The following is a 15,230-nucleotide window of genomic DNA, read 5'->3' as shown; positions in this document are numbered from 1 at the left end:
ATAGCTTATTTTTGAAATTGATATTCCTAAATATGCCCCAAACAACCCCTCAAAAATCATTCGTCCTAAGCGGTGCGAGAGTCTTGTCCAATCTTTTCAATCCCATCGTTTCTCTGTTGGCCTATTACCTTTATTTCTGTTACACCCACTACACCCGTAAAGAAATCGCAGCCGAACTTTCCCCTCTGCTTTTAATCGTGGTTCTGCCCATTGTTGCATGGATCACGTGGAACGTTAAAAAAAGACGTTACAGCAACATGGACGTCTCCGACCGGCACCAAAGAAAATCCCTGTATGTGTTTGTGGAGGTCGTACTTTCACTTTATTGGATTTTCACCTATTGGAAAAACGGAAACGGAGATCGCCCCATCCTCTTTCTGCTTCTGCTCCTCATCGCTCTTCAGATCAGCAACTACACCATCAAAAGTTCCATGCATACCGCATTGAATATTTTTACCGCCGCTCTTTTTTTCGCCATTACCCCCTCCATTGGCCTCTTTTGGCTGGGGATTGCCCTTTTGGTCGCCGTTTCGAGAATTCTGCTAAAAAGACACACCCCGCAGGAAGTAGGTGCAGGCACGCTGATTGCAGGGGTAATTTCATTTATTTACCTTTACATCCATTTCAATACTCCAATATTGTAACTTATGAAAATTAACACCCTCACTCCCGCAGAGGAACAGCTCATGCAGGTCTTATGGACCCTCCAAACCCCTTTCATGAAAGACATCATGGAAGCCCTACCCGAACCTAAACCCCATCAAAATACCGTATCGACCTATCTGAAAATTCTAACCGAAAAAGAATTTCTTTCCCCCGTCAAAGTCGGACGAATATTCCAATACCACATTGCCATCTCCGCAGAAGATTTCAGAAAAAAAACACTTAAAGATTTAATTTCTAAATACTTCGAAAATTCACCTTCCTGCCTGATCCAAATGATGATCAAGGAAAAACTCCTAACCCCCGAAGAAGCAATCCAAAGCCTCAAAATTTCCTCCGACACCCCCTTGGTTTCGGTAAAAACTCCTATCTCCGAACCTTCGGATATTGCGAAATTCATCGAAAAAATCATTCAACCCAAAACCAAAAAAGAAAAGAAAAAAAACAAAAAAAAGAAAAAGAAGAAATAACCCATGCCTCAAAAATTCAAAGCCATTTCGGAAAACTTTGGACGCGTATTTCAACGCTATCCAATGGTCTTAGCCTTTGCCCTTATAGCCACCTTTGCCATGATTTTGGTCAGCGGCAACAGCTTCGGCACCAAAGATCTTAAAATCTACAACTCCCTGCTCACGGCTTTTTTCGGCATCCCTCTGACCTTCGCCGCCAAAATGCTATCCCAAAGAATAGGTAAAGAGATCCCCATCCAAATTGCCAGTTTACTTCTACTGGGACTATTATGGAACCTCTTGCCTGAAGACAAAGAGAGCTACCTCAAAATACACGCCTTAGTTTTAATTCCTTGTTTTATCCTTTGCAACCTCTTGGTCGTAGTACTGCCTTTTATTGGAAAAAGCGACAAAAACACCTTTTGGAACTATAACATCTCCCTATTCCTACGATTTATCTCAGCGCTGGTATTCACCGGGATTCTTACCGTCGGCGTGCTGTTTGCACTTTTAACCATCGACCAACTGTTCAATGCCCGTCTGGAGAACTCCATCTTTATCCGTACCTTTTGTACTTTCTCCATATTGGGAAGCTGCTATGCTTTTCTTCTGCTTTGTGGACAAGGGCTTTCCGACCTGAAAAAAAAGACATCCTATCCTCAATATCTGAAATTTTTCACCCAGTTTGTGCTCATTCCTCTTCTCTTAGTTTACGGCGCTATCCTTTACTTCTATGCAGCAAAAATTTTATTTGCATGGCGCTTGCCCAAAGGCTGGGTTTCCGTCCTTATTTTAACCTACGGAACCCTTGGTATTTTTGCCCAACTATTGATTTACCCTCTCACCAAAACTCAAACAACCGCCTGGGTCAAACTGTTCAATCGCGTTTTTTACTTTTCACTAATTCCTTTACTTATTCTTCTTTTCATTGCCATTTCAACCCGATTGTATGCCTACGGCTATACCGAAATGCGTTATTTCACATTAGTATTGGCGATTTGGCTTGCATTCATAACGGGCTACCATCTCTTGTCTTCCAATCCTTCGATAAAACTCATTCCCATAACGCTGCTTGCCGGAGGACTTTTCGCCGTCTCGTTCCCCTATCTTAATGCTTTCAGTGTAACAAAAAGAAGCCAAAAAGAAGCATTTCAACGTTTTTTATCAGAAGAAAGATTAGTAAAAAACGGCAAACTTATCCCCCACAAAACCATCGACTACGAAACTTCGTCCGCCCTTGCTGAAAAAATAGTTTTTTTCAGAGACCGTTCTTTCCATGAACCCCTTCTTGAAATCCTTCCAAATAGCCAAGCCCAAAAATATAACCAAATAAAAAACGACCCTTATTTTAGTTCCTATGCCTTCGTAGAAGAGTTTTTCATGAACGAAGAAAGCACTCCGTCCAAAGTTTACAAATCTATTTATAGCACTCAACTCGCCGTCGAAATAAAGAATTACCGCTATTTTCTGTCTCCGATGGATATAAACACTCCCATCACGGTAGGCTCTGAAGTTTTCGTATTGGATGATACCGCCAAAGTCATCCTCATTGACGGTAAAGAAACCATTGCTCTCAAGCCTTATTTAGAAGATTTGTACCGCCGTCGAAACGAAGACCAAATCGCCGAAAACCTCTTTTTAGAGATTCTTCGTTCCAATAACCGAAAAATAAAAGTAGGATTGAGTCGCCTATCTTACTTCGAGGCGGCAGACGGCAGAAACGTGGATCCAGACTTTAGCATTAGCGTAAGTTATATTTTGGTGGAGTAAAAATCCATCGCTTTACAGCATGGCATCGAAACGAAAAAATTATTATTTTTGCACTTTATAATTTTCACTTAACAACCTATGATTAAGATCACTCTTCCGGACGGAAGCATCAAGACATTTGAGGGACCCATCACAGCGATGGATGTGGCTAAATCCATCAGCGATGGTTTGGCCAGAAACACGATTTCTGCCGTGGTCAACGGCAATCAGGTCGAAGTCACTACGCCTATCACCCAAGATGCAACGGTGCAACTGCTAACCTGGAATGACGATCTTGGAAAAAAGGCCTTTTGGCATTCTTCCGCCCACCTTTTGGCTCAATCCATTTTGGAATTTTATCCCGATGCCAAACTAACCATCGGGCCGGCTATCGAAAACGGCTTTTACTATGATGTGGACTTTGGCAACGAAAGCCTCAGCGAAAAAGATTTCGAGAAAATCGAGAAAAAAATGCTCGAAAACGCTCGAAAAGACGCCACCTTCAATTTGTATTCTGTTTCCAAAGCCGATGCTCTGAAGCAATACGCCGACAACCCGTACAAGACCGAATTGATTTCCAACCTTCAGGACGGAGAAATCACGTTCTGTACCCACGACAACTTCACGGACTTGTGCCGCGGAGGGCACATTCCCTCCACCGGAATCGTTAAGGCAGTTAAAATTCTAAACGCCGCAGGGGCCTACTGGAGAGGTAATGAAAACAACCCTCAGCTGACCAGAGTCTACGGTATTTCTTTCCCGAAACAAAAGGAACTCACCGAATACCTTGAAAAACTGGAAGAGGCCAAACGTCGCGATCACAGAAAACTGGGTAAAGAGCTTGGGATCTTTGCCTTCTCGGAAAAAGTGGGTGCAGGGCTTCCGCTTTGGCTCCCCAAAGGAACGGCATTGAGAAAAAAACTGGAAAACTTCCTTTCCGCTGCCCAAAAGAAAGCTGGTTATGAATTTGTCATGACCCCCCATATCGGTAACGTGGAATTGTACAAAACCTCTGGCCATTTCCAAAAATACGGAGCCGATAGTTTCCAACCCATTAAAACCCCTAACGAAGGTGAGGAGTACATGTTAAAACCCATGAACTGCCCGCACCATTGTGAAATTTATAAAATCGGCCAGTGGTCGTACCGAGATTTACCCAAACGCTACGCTGAATTCGGCACGGTATACCGCTACGAACAATCGGGTGAACTTCACGGATTAACCCGGGTAAGATGTTTCACTCAAGACGACGCCCATTTGTTCTGTACACCGGATCAACTCTTAAAAGAATTTGAAGGCGTTATCGACTTGGTGCTATACGTTTTTGGAAGCCTTGGCTTTAAGGATTTCGTTACCCAAGTTTCACTCAGGGATCCCGACAACAAAGAAAAATACATCGGTACCGACGAAAACTGGGACAAAGCTGAAAAAGCCATCATTCAAGCGGCGGCCAACAAAGGGCTTAAAACCGTCGTGGAATACGGTGAAGCCGCATTTTATGGCCCTAAATTAGACTTCATGGTCAAAGATGCCCTCGGTCGAAAATGGCAACTGGGCACCATTCAGGTGGACTACAACCTACCCGAGCGTTTCGACCTTCACTACATCGGTAGCGATGGCGAAAAGCACCGCCCTGTAATGATTCACCGTGCTCCGTTTGGTTCTATGGAACGTTTTATTGCAATTTTACTGGAGAATACCGCCGGAGATTTCCCGCTTTGGTTGGCTCCGGACCAGTACATCATCCTTCCGATTTCAGAAAAATACACCGACTATGCTAAAAAAGTTTCACAATTATTGGAAAATAACGATATTAGCGGTCTGATTGATGAAAGAAACGAAAAGACAGGGAAGAAAATCAGAGACGCCGAAATCAACAAATACCCTTTCATGCTGATTGTCGGCGAAAACGAAGAACAGGCAGGAACCGTATCCGTAAGAAGACGTGGTGAAGGCGATTTGGGAAGCATGAGCATCGAAGATTTCGTAGCTTACTTCAAAAAAGAAGCCGATACCGGATTTGAATTCGGAAAAACACCGGCCTAAACTTAAATGAGAAATTAACTTAAAAACCTAAAGCAATAGCACAGAAATTTAACAACCGCAACAGAGGCCCAAGAAGAGTGCAACAAGAGGATGCACACTTGATTAACGACAAGATCCGTGTGAAGGAGCTTCGTCTCGTGGGCGACAACGTGGAGGCAGGCATCTACCCCACTGCAAAAGCCAAAGAAATGGCTCAAGAACAAGAATTGGACTTGGTCGTAATCTCCGATAAGGCCGAGCCTTTCGTAGCCCGAATTATGGACTACAAAAAATTCTTGTACGAACAAAAGAAAAAACAAAAAGAACTGAAGGCCAAGCAGGTGAAAGTCGTAGTGAAGGAGATTCGGTTCGGTCCTCAAACCGACGATCACGACTACGAATTCAAGAAAAAGCACGCCGAAAAGTTCTTGGAAGAAGGCTCAAAGCTGAAGACCTACGTTTTCTTCAAGGGCCGTTCAATTATCTTCAAAGACCAAGGGGAAATTCTGCTCCTTCGTTTGGCTCAGGACTTGGAGCACGTCGGAAAAGTAGATCAGTTGCCCAAACTGGAAGGCAAGAGAATGATTATGATGATGAGCCCGAAAAAATCGGTAAAATAAATTTTGCTCTCCAACTTTTTCAAAACCACTTCGTAAATTCGATTTATGAAGTGGTTTTGCATGACAAAAAGTACCATTTTTACCATGGACTGCAATTCTTCCAAAACCGGACTAAAATGAGGATAAACCAATATCTAAAAGGCCATTTAATTATTTCGGGTATTATACTTTTAATCTTCGCTTCTTTTGTAACTTGGTTTTGGTGGTCTGTGAAAACTAATCAAAATAGAGCGAAAGAAGATGGAATTAAATATTCGAGAGAATGTAATAACCTAAAAGTGATTACAGAAAAACCGTCAATTACACTTGGAGGTTTTGACAAATCAGAAATAAATGCCCTGAAATATTATATTATTAGGAATAATAAAGTGGTTAAAGATACCTTGGTGAATTATACTGTTACTTCTGTAGAGGATTATTTTTCGACCGAAATCCCTTTTGATAAATTTTTGAAAACGGATACCATCATTGTAGAAACAAAAGAAAATTGCAAGCGATTTTACAATATTTCAGGATTTCATCATTATGCTTATCTGCATTATGGAATGTTTGGATATATTGGAAGCCATGATTGTAGATTAAAGGAAAGTTATATCGTAAACGGAAAAGAAAGCAATGGAACGTTATTGAAAGCCGATGGACTGAAAGAAAACAATTTAGTGAAAAAATAATATCAAAATAGCCCTGACAGAACAATAGTTTGGCAAAATGGCAGATTAATGCTAACCCGCTTCATTGATAGCTACCGTTTTATTAAAAGAAACCTCAAAAATAGAAAACTTGAATAAAATTTTCAGCCATTTTTTGTTTAGAATAAAACAAGGATTGCGCATTTTTAACTTAATGCCCAAGTTGAGTTTTCCCATCATTCTTATTTTAGGAGGTCTAACAATTGTAAAACTTCCCGAAAACGACTACTACCCAATGCTATTTTCGGCTTTAACCGCATTTTTTCACTTCAATAGAAAAGATGTTCCGTTTTTGAAAAAAATTTTTGTAAGAAATTGGAGGCTGATTCTATTTTTAGAAAACGTTCTGCTTTATAGTTTCTTTCTGCTTATCAATGTCAATTATGAGTTTGAGAAGATTGGAATTATTGGAATCATTGCAATTTCATTTTTGTCGTTTTTATTCCTAAAATCAAAGCCAGATATTTCTTTAAAGTGGAATTTTGTACCAAACCATCTCTTTGAATGGAAAAGTTTCTTACGAAAATATTCTTGGCTTTCAATCATTGTGTTTGCGATTTCTATAATTTCAGGCTATCAAACAGCAACTTTGATATTTTGCGGTATTTTTTTGCTTGATTTTTCAGCTGTTTTCGGGACTAATGAAAGTAAAGAGATGTTGGAAATGTATTTCAAAAAGTTTGACTTCAATTTCAAGATTCGAAAAAATTTAATTTTTTTAAATCTTTTGCTACTTCCCTCCTATTTGGTTTTCATCTTTTTTAACCATGAGCAAAGTCTATATCTCATTTATTACATGGCATTTATAAACTTATACTATTTGCTCATATTAACAAGAAAATACAAAAATTACCATCATAAAGAAAAAACGATTAATTACAATATAGGCATTTATTTAGAATACTTTTTTTGTAGTATCACAATAATTCCTGCAATTTTTATATTAAATTCAAATATAAAATCTGCGAAAAAAAACTTAAAGCATTATGTTGGAAATTAAGGATCTAAATGTGAGTTATAAAACCCAAAATATTTTGAATAATTTAAATCTTGAAGTTGAAGAGGGAATTATTTTAGGCTTACTCGGGAAAAATGGTGCAGGAAAAACGACGCTTTTTGAAACGCTTTATCAAAGTATAAAATATGACGGTAAAATATCTTGGGACAATTTGCCGTTAAAGCGTGAAAATATCGCCTATTTAGAAACCGAAAACTACTTTTATCCGTTCATAACAGGAAAAGAATATCTTGATTATTTTTCTCAAGAAAACAAAGAAAAACTTGAAAATTTAGTTGATAGATTTAAACTTCCTCTTAACAAATTCGCTCAGTATTATTCAAGCGGAATGAAAAAGAAATTAGCATTAATCGGAATGTTAATGCTTGACAAACCAATAAATATTTTGGACGAACCTTTTAATGGAGTTGATTTTGAAGGCGTTCATATTCTTTATGAAATTATTCAGGAATTAAAATCCGAAAATAAGATTGTCATCGTCAGTTCTCATATCATTGAAACGCTGTTTCATACTTGCGATCAAATTGCAATTTTACAAGACGGAAAAATTGAAAAAATATATTCAAAGAGCGATTATCACGAACTGCAAAATTTTAAGTTCTGAGACCAAACGGCCGATAATGTTTATTCCCCCAAGACGGAGTGAATATGGTTTTCGTTTGAATTTGTATGCAGAAAGCCCCCGTTTTTCGCAAATACTTTTTCCGAAAAGCCGCATTTCCCTCTCCCATCCAACCCGATCAAAACTTGATTCGAGCGGACGAATGGAATATTTATGGCGATAGGTGTGGTTTTAGGCCTCCAATTTTTGCCATTTACAATTAATTACTCTACTTTTGGGATTCTAAAATCCCCTGTAAAAATGAACTATCATTTCTTGGCGCATAGGCAAATCCGTCAGAATCTTCTCGAAGTGCTGGAGAGCACCTCTCCAGAAGAGTTACTGATAATTCCTGACGGCTTTAACAATAACATCTATTGGAACATTGCCCACACCATGGCAACCCAACAACTCCTCCACTATTATTTGAGCGGAAAAAGCTTTCGCATCGACAAATACTGGGTGGAAACCTATAAAAAAGGAACGTTGCCAAACCTTAACGTCTCGCAAGACGAAATGGAGCATCTGAAATCCATGCTTATTGAAACCTCCAAATTGTTGGTGAAAGATTATGACCAAGAATACTTCGGCGTTTACAGCCCCTACACCACCAGTTTCGGATTGGATTTGAAAAGTATCGAAGATGCCATTACCTTCAACAATATTCACGAGAGCTTGCATTACGGCTATGTTTTGGCTCAGAAAAGAGCTCTATTAGGTGAAATGTATTAAAACTAAGGAATAACATCCGACAAAAAATCAAATAAAACCAAATGAAAGACAATTTCATTTTCGGACTTCGTCCGGTTATCGAAGCCATCGAAGCAGGAAAAACCATCGATAAAATCTTTTTACAAAACGGCCTGCAAGGCCCCATCGTAGCCGAGCTGAAAAAACTATTGGCCAAGCACCAACTGAGAGCCAATTACGTTCCGGTTGAGAAACTAAACCGCTTTACCCGTAAAAATCATCAAGGGGTGGTGGCTTTTATTTCTGATGTCCCGTTCCACAAGATTGAAGACGTGCTTCCTCAGCTTTTTGAAGAGGGTAAAGTGCCTTTTCTGCTCATGCTGGACCGTCTGACCGACGTACGGAATTTCGGTGCCATTTGTCGCACGGCCGAGTGCGTGGGTGTGCACGCCATTATTATCCCGGAGAAAGGTGCAGCTCCAATCAATTCGGATGCTATAAAAACCTCAGCAGGAGCCATTTACAACGTAAAAATTTGCAAAGAAAAGAATCTGGCTCATACGGTAGATTTTCTTCAACAAAGCGGAGTTTCTGTTTTTGCGGCAACCGAAAAGGCACAAAAATTGATTTATGACGTGCGTTTCACCGAACCCTGCGCCATTGTAATGGGCAACGAGGAAACCGGTATTTCCAAAGAAGTGCTGCATCATTCCGATGAAAAAATAAAACTCCCCATTGAGGGCAAAACCCAAAGTCTGAACGTTTCGGTCGCTTGCGGTGCCTTGTTGTACGAAGCCGTAAGACAAAAATTAACCCATTAAAAAAACAAACAATGAAAAAGATAACCACATTGGCAGCGCTCGCTATTCTACTGACAGCCTGCACAAAAGATAAAACCAAAACCGTTACCAAAATTGATCCCGTAACCGGTGATACCATCAAGGTAGAAGTTCCCGTCGGAGACTCGGCGGTGGTCGGAACTTCGCAAGATACCGCTTCTCCGCAACAAGTTTATGCTTTTACGGAAAATAACGGCGTCTACACTCAGCAATTCAGACTCCAGAAAGGCGAGACGTATCCATTGGTAACATTCCAGCGTAACATTCAGACCATGACTGGCCCGGACGGTAAATCCGTATCGGCCACCAGCCAATCAACCGACGATATGACTTTTACCGTCAATGATTTCAAAGACGGGGTGTACGACCTCAGCGTTAATCTTATAGGAAAAACCAATTCCCAAACTGCCAACGGAAAAACCGTCAGTATCGATACCAAAGCCGCTGCACCTTCGGACGCTAACCTCAAAATCATGTGGACCATCAACAAGGCCCTAACCGGAAACAAACTGCAAATGAAAATGAAAGAAAACGGCGAAGTGGTTTCCATTAGCGGTTTCGATGCCATTTATAACAAAATTTCTTCGGCCGCTTCCGCGCAAATTAAAGACGCCACGGAAAAAGCCGAATTCATGAAGGCATTCAAGCAGAGTTTCAACGAAAAAATACTGAAGGAACAATTCGGTAAAAACCTTATCATCCTACCGAAAGAAGGAGCCAAAATCGGCCAAAAATGGACCGAAACAGAAAATGCCACTCCCGACGGAAGTGTTAAACTAACCACCACCTACACCTTGAAAAGCATCGAAAACGGAGTCGTTACCTTAACCGTATCGGGTGGAATTCCTAAAAAAACGGATAAAAGAAATCAGGAAGGCCTTTCCCACAGCCTTAGTTCCGAGCTGGCACAAAATGGAACCATTAAGTTTGACCAAAAAACAGGGTGGATCATCAACCAAAACGTTAGTGTAAAAACCACCCAAACGGAGACCATCAGCGACGGAAAACAAACCCAGTCCATGAAAAGTTCGACCAACTCTACCGTTATTGTCAATCCGAAAAACAGTTAATTTGTTACTATGAAATTCATCCTGCTGACGATTCTATCGGCTATTATATTCTTCTTCGTATGGAATATTCTCAAACGGATGTTCTTCTCTACTTTTTACCAGTTTCCCAAGCCTTCCCAAAAACCGAAAGAGCCGACTTCCCCAAAAGAAAGCGGCCTGAAGTGGGATGCCGAAACCGTGGAGTACGAAGAAATTAAAGAAACCAAACAAAAAAAATAATCGTTTACCCCTAACCCTTCCGCGCCTGGTGCGACAGAAGGGTTTTTATGTTATTTACCAGCTTGTCGTTATGATGAAAGAACGCACCAAAATCATCGCGGTCATTGGAAGCATCGCATTATTCGTTATCCTGGCTTTAATCTATGTCCATCCCGTTTTATCGGGGAAAGCCATCATACAACCCGACATTGTCCATTACAAAGGCGGCGCCAAAGAACTCTTGGACTACCGTGCTCAAACAGGCGAGGAAACCTATTGGAGTGATTCCATGTTTGGCGGAATGCCCACTTATCAAATTGGAGCTCAATTTCGGGGCGATTGGATAAAACAAGTAGACTATGCGCTTAATTTTCTGCCAAGACCTGCGAACTATCTTTTCCTTCTCTTTTTGGGCTTTTTCCTTTTGGGAATGGTCGTTACAAAACGTTGGACTTATGCGCTTCTCGGGGCTTCTTTTTTCGGGCTTTCCACTTATTTTTATATCATTATAGCGGCCGGTCACAACGGTAAAGTTCATACTATTGCGTATTTTGCACCGCTGTTGGCTGGGATTCTTTTGGTCTACGTCCGCAAGAAATACATTCTCGGTTTTATCCTAACGGCTCTGGCCATGGGACTTCAGATTGCGGCAAACCACCCGCAGATGACCTATTATCTTTTTATAGCCTTGGCTTTCCTTTTCCTTTCTGAGCTGGTTCGTACGGCAAAACAAAAAGAAACATGGAGGCATTTTCTTATCTCCACCGGTATTTTGGCTTCCGCCTTCGCCATCGGAATCGGTATGAATGCCCAAAGGCTTTTGGCAAACGCCGAATACGTAAAGGAAACCACTCGCGGAAAACAGATTCTTACCAACGAACGTCACCAAAGCGAGGCCTCGGGTTTGGATAAAGAAAGTATTACCATGTGGAGCTACGGAAAACTCGAAACCCTGAACCTCTTTATCCCAAGGCTAATGGGAGGAGGAAGCCAAGAGCCTGGCGCCGAAAAAATGCTTCCCGACATCCAGGAAATGTTTGCTAATGCTTCCGATCACGAAAAACAAATGATTTCTCAGGCGTTGGGCTCGCTGACCTATTGGGGCGATCAACCGGGTACCTCAGGACCGGCTTATCAAGGTGCGGTAGTGATTTTTTTAGCTGTTTTAGGCTTTTTCTTCGCCGCAAAAAAATACCGCTACTGGATTTTGGGAGCCTCAGTTCTAACCATTCTTTTGGCTTGGGGGCATCATTTTGCCCCACTGACCGATTTCTTTATCGAGTCGGTTCCTTTGTACAATAAATTCCGGGCGCCTTCTTCCATTTTGGTCGTTGTGGAGCTTCTCTTCCCTTTGATTGCCATTTTAGGCATCTACCGCTTCTATAATGACCCAACCCTCGAAAAACCATACCGTGAAAAAATTCTTCTTTCGGTATCAGGAGGTCTTTTGGGGCTCTTGCTCGTTTTTCTTCTTTTTGGAAAAAGCCTCTTCGGCTTCCATACTGCAAACGAAAAGCAGTACCTTCCCCCTTATTTCTTAGATTATCTTACCGAATTCCGTTTTGCCATGTTTCGGGAAGACGTTTTGAAAGCCATGCTGTATGTCGGAATAACAGCAGCGGCATTATGGTTTAGTGCCAAGCAAAAGCTATCCCAAAATTTAGCTTTGGTCGTCATCGGATTAGTCAGTTTATTCGATTTGTGGAGCGTAAACAAACGGTACCTTAACGAAGGGAATTTCGTAGAAAAAACCTTTGCAGAGACCCCTTTCTTAACAGAGAATTCCGATTTCCTAAGCGGTAAAGCCGCTGAAAATCCTTATCTTCAAGGACTTCTTTCCCAAGTTAACCTCAATAAAACCCTTGAAGAAATAGCGGAAAAAGACCCTTCCCATTACCGTATTTACAATCAAACCTTAGGGACATTCAGCGAAACCAATACGTCTTACTTCAAGTCGTCCATCGGGGGTTATTCGGCAGCCAAACTAAGACGCTACGATGACTTAATCAATCATTACTTCAGTGAAATAGACACCGCCAAAGTGCCTCGGATTCTCAATATGCTCAACGCCAAATACATGATTTTCGGTAATGCCGAACAACCTCAGGCGGTGATGAATCCCAATGCCAACGGCAATGCGTGGCTGGTTTCCGACATTCATTTTGCCCAGACGCCCAATGAAGAAATCGAAGCCATCGGCACCATCGACAATAAAAAGACGGCAGTTGTTTCGGCCTCCGACAAAGCCTATTTCAACGGTAAAACCCTGGCCAAAGATTCCACGGCTTTCGTTACGCTAAAACATTACCGCCCTAACCAAATGACTTTCGAAACCCAATCCAAAACACCGCAATTGGCTGTTTTTTCGGAAATTTATTACCCTCACGGATGGAAAGTGATTTTAGACGGAAAAGAGGTGCCTTACCTCAAAGCCAACTATCTTTTGAGAGCCGTTCATGTTCCGGCCGGAAAGCATACCGTAACCATGACGTTTGAGCCTGAAGTTATTCGCAAAGGAAAAACCCTCTCCCGACTGGTGTTCGGTTTGTTTATCTTGCTTTCGGTTCTTGATCTGGGTTATCGTCTAAAGCAAAAGTCAAATAAAACCGCTTCTTAAAACCAATGAAATTTCGCCGGCTTTGCGTTATCCTCCTGTTTGGTACCGTGTTGACCGTCTTCCTGAATTTAGGGACGGGATACACGGCGTTGTCTTTGGCCGATTTTACCGGTTCGACAGCCAATGCTACCATTGCTGAACTTCGGATCAATCGGGTATTGGCGATGTTTTTAGTTGGGATTTCAATGCCCACCTCCGGTTTTTTGTTACAAGAATATTTTCAGAATCCCTTGGCCGGCCCTTCGGTGCTTGGCATCAGTTCCGTGGCCAGCCTTTGCGTAGCTTTCTATATGTTTTTGTCTTCGGACTTTGGCTGGCACGAACTTCTCCAAAACGGTTTTATCAGCTTGTCGGCCATTGCGGGCAGCCTCTTGATGATGTTGGTTTTAATCGGGCTGACCAGACGCTTTCACGATAAATCTTTCCTTATTATTTTCGGTTTTCTCGTATCTGCGTTGGCCGGAGCCGTCGTGTCGGTACTGCAGCTTTATGCCGATAACCAAAGCCTAAAAAACTATGTTCTATGGAGTTTTGGGGCAGGAAGTACTGTCACCCGCCAACAAGTCGTTATTTTGGGAGGATTGGTTATTTTGGGAATAGGAGGTGCTTTCCAATGCATAAAACCACTAATCGGACACAGCTTAGGTGTAGCTTATGCGTCTAGCTTAGGCGTGGATTTGCAACGTCTAAAACTCTTCATCATTCTGTCCTCTTCCCTGCTTTCCGCGGCAGTTACGGCTTTTTTAGGCCCCATTCTCTTCATCGGTATCGTAGTGCCTCATTTCAGCCGAATGCTTTACCGACCTTCCCAATTATGGCACCAATGGATTCTTAACCTAATTTTGGGCGTTTTAGTTATGGAAGTGTTTTCCGTTGCTTCGGAGCACACGCATTTCCCCCTAAATGTCATTACTTCTTTATTCGGAATTCCTGTAATTTTGGCTATGCTGATGAAAAAAAGAACCCTCTAATTCCCTCAAAAAAATGTTTTTAGAACTTCAGCATACCGATATAGGCTACAAGCATCCTTTGATAAAAGAAGCTTGCGCAAAACTAAATTTAGGGGAAACCACCCTCTTAATCGGCAATAACGGCGTAGGAAAAACCACCCTGTTAAAAAGCATTCTGAAACAACATCCGATTTTGAAAGGCCGCATCACTCTTCATCAGAAACCCTTGTCAGACTATTCACCGGTTCAGATGGCCTCCCAAATCGCCGTGGTATTCTCCAAATCCGACTACTCTCCCTACCTTACCGTAGAGGATCTCGTTGCTTTAGGCAAGTACATTCATTACCCTTACTACTTCAGCCTCAAAACTTCGGATCGTCGGCAAGTGGAAGAAATTATAGAAAACCTCGGTCTTTCTCCGTACCGGCACTACCCCTTAGGTAAACTATCCGACGGAAATCTCCAAAAAGCATTTATCGGGAGGGCCGTGGCGCAAAATACCCCGATGATTCTCTTGGATGAACCCACCACCCATTTGGACGAAGAAAACAAAATAGCAATACTCCAACTCCTCCGACAATTAGCCAAAACCCAAAATAAAGCCATCCTCTTTTCTTCACACGATTGGCGTTTAGCTAAAGCTTTTTCGGATAAATTATGGTTAGTCAAAGATCGAAAACTATACACAGGCATCGTGGAAGATGTCTTAAAAACGCATTGTTTACTGAACGATTTACGGCTTCTTCCTGAGCTGCCTTCCGAAAGCCTGCCTTTTATTTCGGCTCCTACTTCCGAGGCCGAACTTCTTACCTCCCTTCTCATCAAGCAAAATCGCGAAGTTTCGGCATTTTCTTTCGTTTATCATGACGATGCCTGGACTGTCTCCAAAGGCGATTGGCAAAAAAAAGTATTTTCTTTTGAAGAACTTCTTTCCATTCTGCCCTCTTAAAGGCTAAAAAACTTTGTTTCAGGATTTTTCCCAAACATCCAACATTGGCATTATGCTTTTCATAAAATTTAAACCTCTGATTATCACTATTTAACAAAACATT

General features: G+C 41.6%; 15 protein-coding genes. All 15 read left to right on the top strand.

The window, feature by feature from the left end; translation table 11 throughout:
- Positions 1–11 precede the first annotated feature (11 nt).
- The 15 genes from VQ048_RS03005 to VQ048_RS02935 all read left to right on the top strand — a co-directional run bounded on the left by VQ048_RS03005 (position 12) and on the right by VQ048_RS02935 (position 15,127).
- On the top strand, positions 12–644 hold the full coding sequence (locus tag VQ048_RS03005) for a phosphatase PAP2 family protein (protein ID WP_327610204.1): 633 nt from the start codon (positions 12–14) through the stop codon (positions 642–644).
- 3 nt (positions 645–647) lie between these two features.
- Positions 648–1,133 carry a BlaI/MecI/CopY family transcriptional regulator gene (locus VQ048_RS03000; RefSeq protein WP_327610203.1) on the top strand — a complete coding sequence of 162 codons (486 nt, stop codon included), beginning with the start codon at positions 648–650 and terminating at the stop codon, positions 1,131–1,133.
- 3 nt (positions 1,134–1,136) lie between these two features.
- Entirely contained in the window at positions 1,137–2,882 is a 1,746-nt protein-coding gene (locus VQ048_RS02995) for a DUF4153 domain-containing protein (protein ID WP_327610202.1), read from the top strand.
- Between the two features lie 78 nt (positions 2,883–2,960).
- Positions 2,961–4,907, top strand: coding sequence for a threonine--tRNA ligase (thrS, locus tag VQ048_RS02990; protein ID WP_327610201.1), 1,947 nt, complete (start codon positions 2,961–2,963; stop codon positions 4,905–4,907).
- Positions 4,908–5,005: 98 nt separating this feature from the next.
- Positions 5,006–5,506: a translation initiation factor IF-3 gene (gene infC / locus VQ048_RS02985; protein WP_327610355.1), complete on the top strand. Its 501-nt coding sequence runs from the start codon at positions 5,006–5,008 to the stop codon at positions 5,504–5,506.
- Positions 5,507–5,622: 116 nt separating this feature from the next.
- On the top strand, positions 5,623–6,177 hold the full coding sequence (locus VQ048_RS02980) for a hypothetical protein (protein ID WP_327610200.1): 555 nt from the start codon (positions 5,623–5,625) through the stop codon (positions 6,175–6,177).
- 64 nt (positions 6,178–6,241) lie between these two features.
- The gene (locus VQ048_RS02975; RefSeq protein ID WP_327610199.1) at positions 6,242–7,195 is read left to right on the top strand and encodes a hypothetical protein; all 954 of its coding nucleotides are present in this window, start codon (positions 6,242–6,244) and stop codon (positions 7,193–7,195) included.
- Positions 7,182–7,817 carry an ABC transporter ATP-binding protein gene (locus VQ048_RS02970; RefSeq protein ID WP_327610198.1) on the top strand — a complete coding sequence of 212 codons (636 nt, stop codon included), beginning with the start codon at positions 7,182–7,184 and terminating at the stop codon, positions 7,815–7,817. Before VQ048_RS02975 ends, VQ048_RS02970 begins: the two co-directional genes overlap by 14 nt.
- A 258-nt stretch (positions 7,818–8,075) precedes the next feature.
- Positions 8,076–8,546, top strand: coding sequence for a DinB family protein (locus VQ048_RS02965; protein WP_327610197.1), 471 nt, complete (start codon positions 8,076–8,078; stop codon positions 8,544–8,546).
- A gap of 41 nt (positions 8,547–8,587) precedes the next feature.
- Complete coding sequence (gene rlmB / locus VQ048_RS02960; protein WP_327610196.1) at positions 8,588–9,325, top strand: 23S rRNA (guanosine(2251)-2'-O)-methyltransferase RlmB; 738 nt, start codon at positions 8,588–8,590, stop codon at positions 9,323–9,325.
- A gap of 11 nt (positions 9,326–9,336) precedes the next feature.
- Complete coding sequence (locus VQ048_RS02955) at positions 9,337–10,413, top strand: DUF6263 family protein (protein ID WP_327610195.1); 1,077 nt, start codon at positions 9,337–9,339, stop codon at positions 10,411–10,413.
- Positions 10,414–10,422: 9 nt separating this feature from the next.
- Positions 10,423–10,632 (top strand): hypothetical protein, encoded by a 210-nt coding sequence (locus VQ048_RS02950; RefSeq protein WP_327610194.1) that lies wholly within the window; start codon positions 10,423–10,425, stop codon positions 10,630–10,632.
- 70 nt (positions 10,633–10,702) lie between these two features.
- Positions 10,703–13,228 carry a YfhO family protein gene (locus VQ048_RS02945; RefSeq protein ID WP_327610193.1) on the top strand — a complete coding sequence of 842 codons (2,526 nt, stop codon included), beginning with the start codon at positions 10,703–10,705 and terminating at the stop codon, positions 13,226–13,228.
- A gap of 5 nt (positions 13,229–13,233) precedes the next feature.
- Positions 13,234–14,199 carry an iron chelate uptake ABC transporter family permease subunit gene (locus VQ048_RS02940; RefSeq protein WP_327610192.1) on the top strand — a complete coding sequence of 322 codons (966 nt, stop codon included), beginning with the start codon at positions 13,234–13,236 and terminating at the stop codon, positions 14,197–14,199.
- A 13-nt stretch (positions 14,200–14,212) separates the two neighbouring features.
- Positions 14,213–15,127: an ABC transporter ATP-binding protein gene (locus VQ048_RS02935; protein ID WP_327610191.1), complete on the top strand. Its 915-nt coding sequence runs from the start codon at positions 14,213–14,215 to the stop codon at positions 15,125–15,127.
- Positions 15,128–15,230 lie beyond the last annotated feature (103 nt).

The sequence above is a fragment of the Bergeyella anatis genome, from assembly GCF_036016955.1.
Classification (GTDB): Bacteria; Bacteroidota; Bacteroidia; order Flavobacteriales; family Weeksellaceae; genus JAYWXI01.
This window is presented reverse-complemented; position numbering and strand designations above follow the sequence as displayed.

What these genes read in the sequence shown, in the direction of transcription:
- VQ048_RS03000 (WP_327610203.1), top strand. Translation starts at nt 648, where the DNA reads ATGAAAATTAACACCCTCACTCCCGCAGAGGAACAGCTCATGCAGGTC.
- VQ048_RS02995 (WP_327610202.1), top strand. Translation starts at nt 1,137, where the DNA reads ATGCCTCAAAAATTCAAAGCCATTTCGGAAAACTTTGGACGCGTATTT.
- thrS (WP_327610201.1), top strand. Translation starts at nt 2,961, where the DNA reads ATGATTAAGATCACTCTTCCGGACGGAAGCATCAAGACATTTGAGGGA.
- VQ048_RS02980 (WP_327610200.1), top strand. Translation starts at nt 5,623, where the DNA reads ATGAGGATAAACCAATATCTAAAAGGCCATTTAATTATTTCGGGTATT.
- VQ048_RS02970 (WP_327610198.1), top strand. Translation starts at nt 7,182, where the DNA reads ATGTTGGAAATTAAGGATCTAAATGTGAGTTATAAAACCCAAAATATT.
- VQ048_RS02965 (WP_327610197.1), top strand. Translation starts at nt 8,076, where the DNA reads ATGAACTATCATTTCTTGGCGCATAGGCAAATCCGTCAGAATCTTCTC.
- rlmB (WP_327610196.1), top strand. Translation starts at nt 8,588, where the DNA reads ATGAAAGACAATTTCATTTTCGGACTTCGTCCGGTTATCGAAGCCATC.
- VQ048_RS02955 (WP_327610195.1), top strand. Translation starts at nt 9,337, where the DNA reads ATGAAAAAGATAACCACATTGGCAGCGCTCGCTATTCTACTGACAGCC.
- VQ048_RS02950 (WP_327610194.1), top strand. Translation starts at nt 10,423, where the DNA reads ATGAAATTCATCCTGCTGACGATTCTATCGGCTATTATATTCTTCTTC.
- VQ048_RS02945 (WP_327610193.1), top strand. Translation starts at nt 10,703, where the DNA reads ATGATGAAAGAACGCACCAAAATCATCGCGGTCATTGGAAGCATCGCA.
- VQ048_RS02940 (WP_327610192.1), top strand. Translation starts at nt 13,234, where the DNA reads ATGAAATTTCGCCGGCTTTGCGTTATCCTCCTGTTTGGTACCGTGTTG.
- VQ048_RS02935 (WP_327610191.1), top strand. Translation starts at nt 14,213, where the DNA reads ATGTTTTTAGAACTTCAGCATACCGATATAGGCTACAAGCATCCTTTG.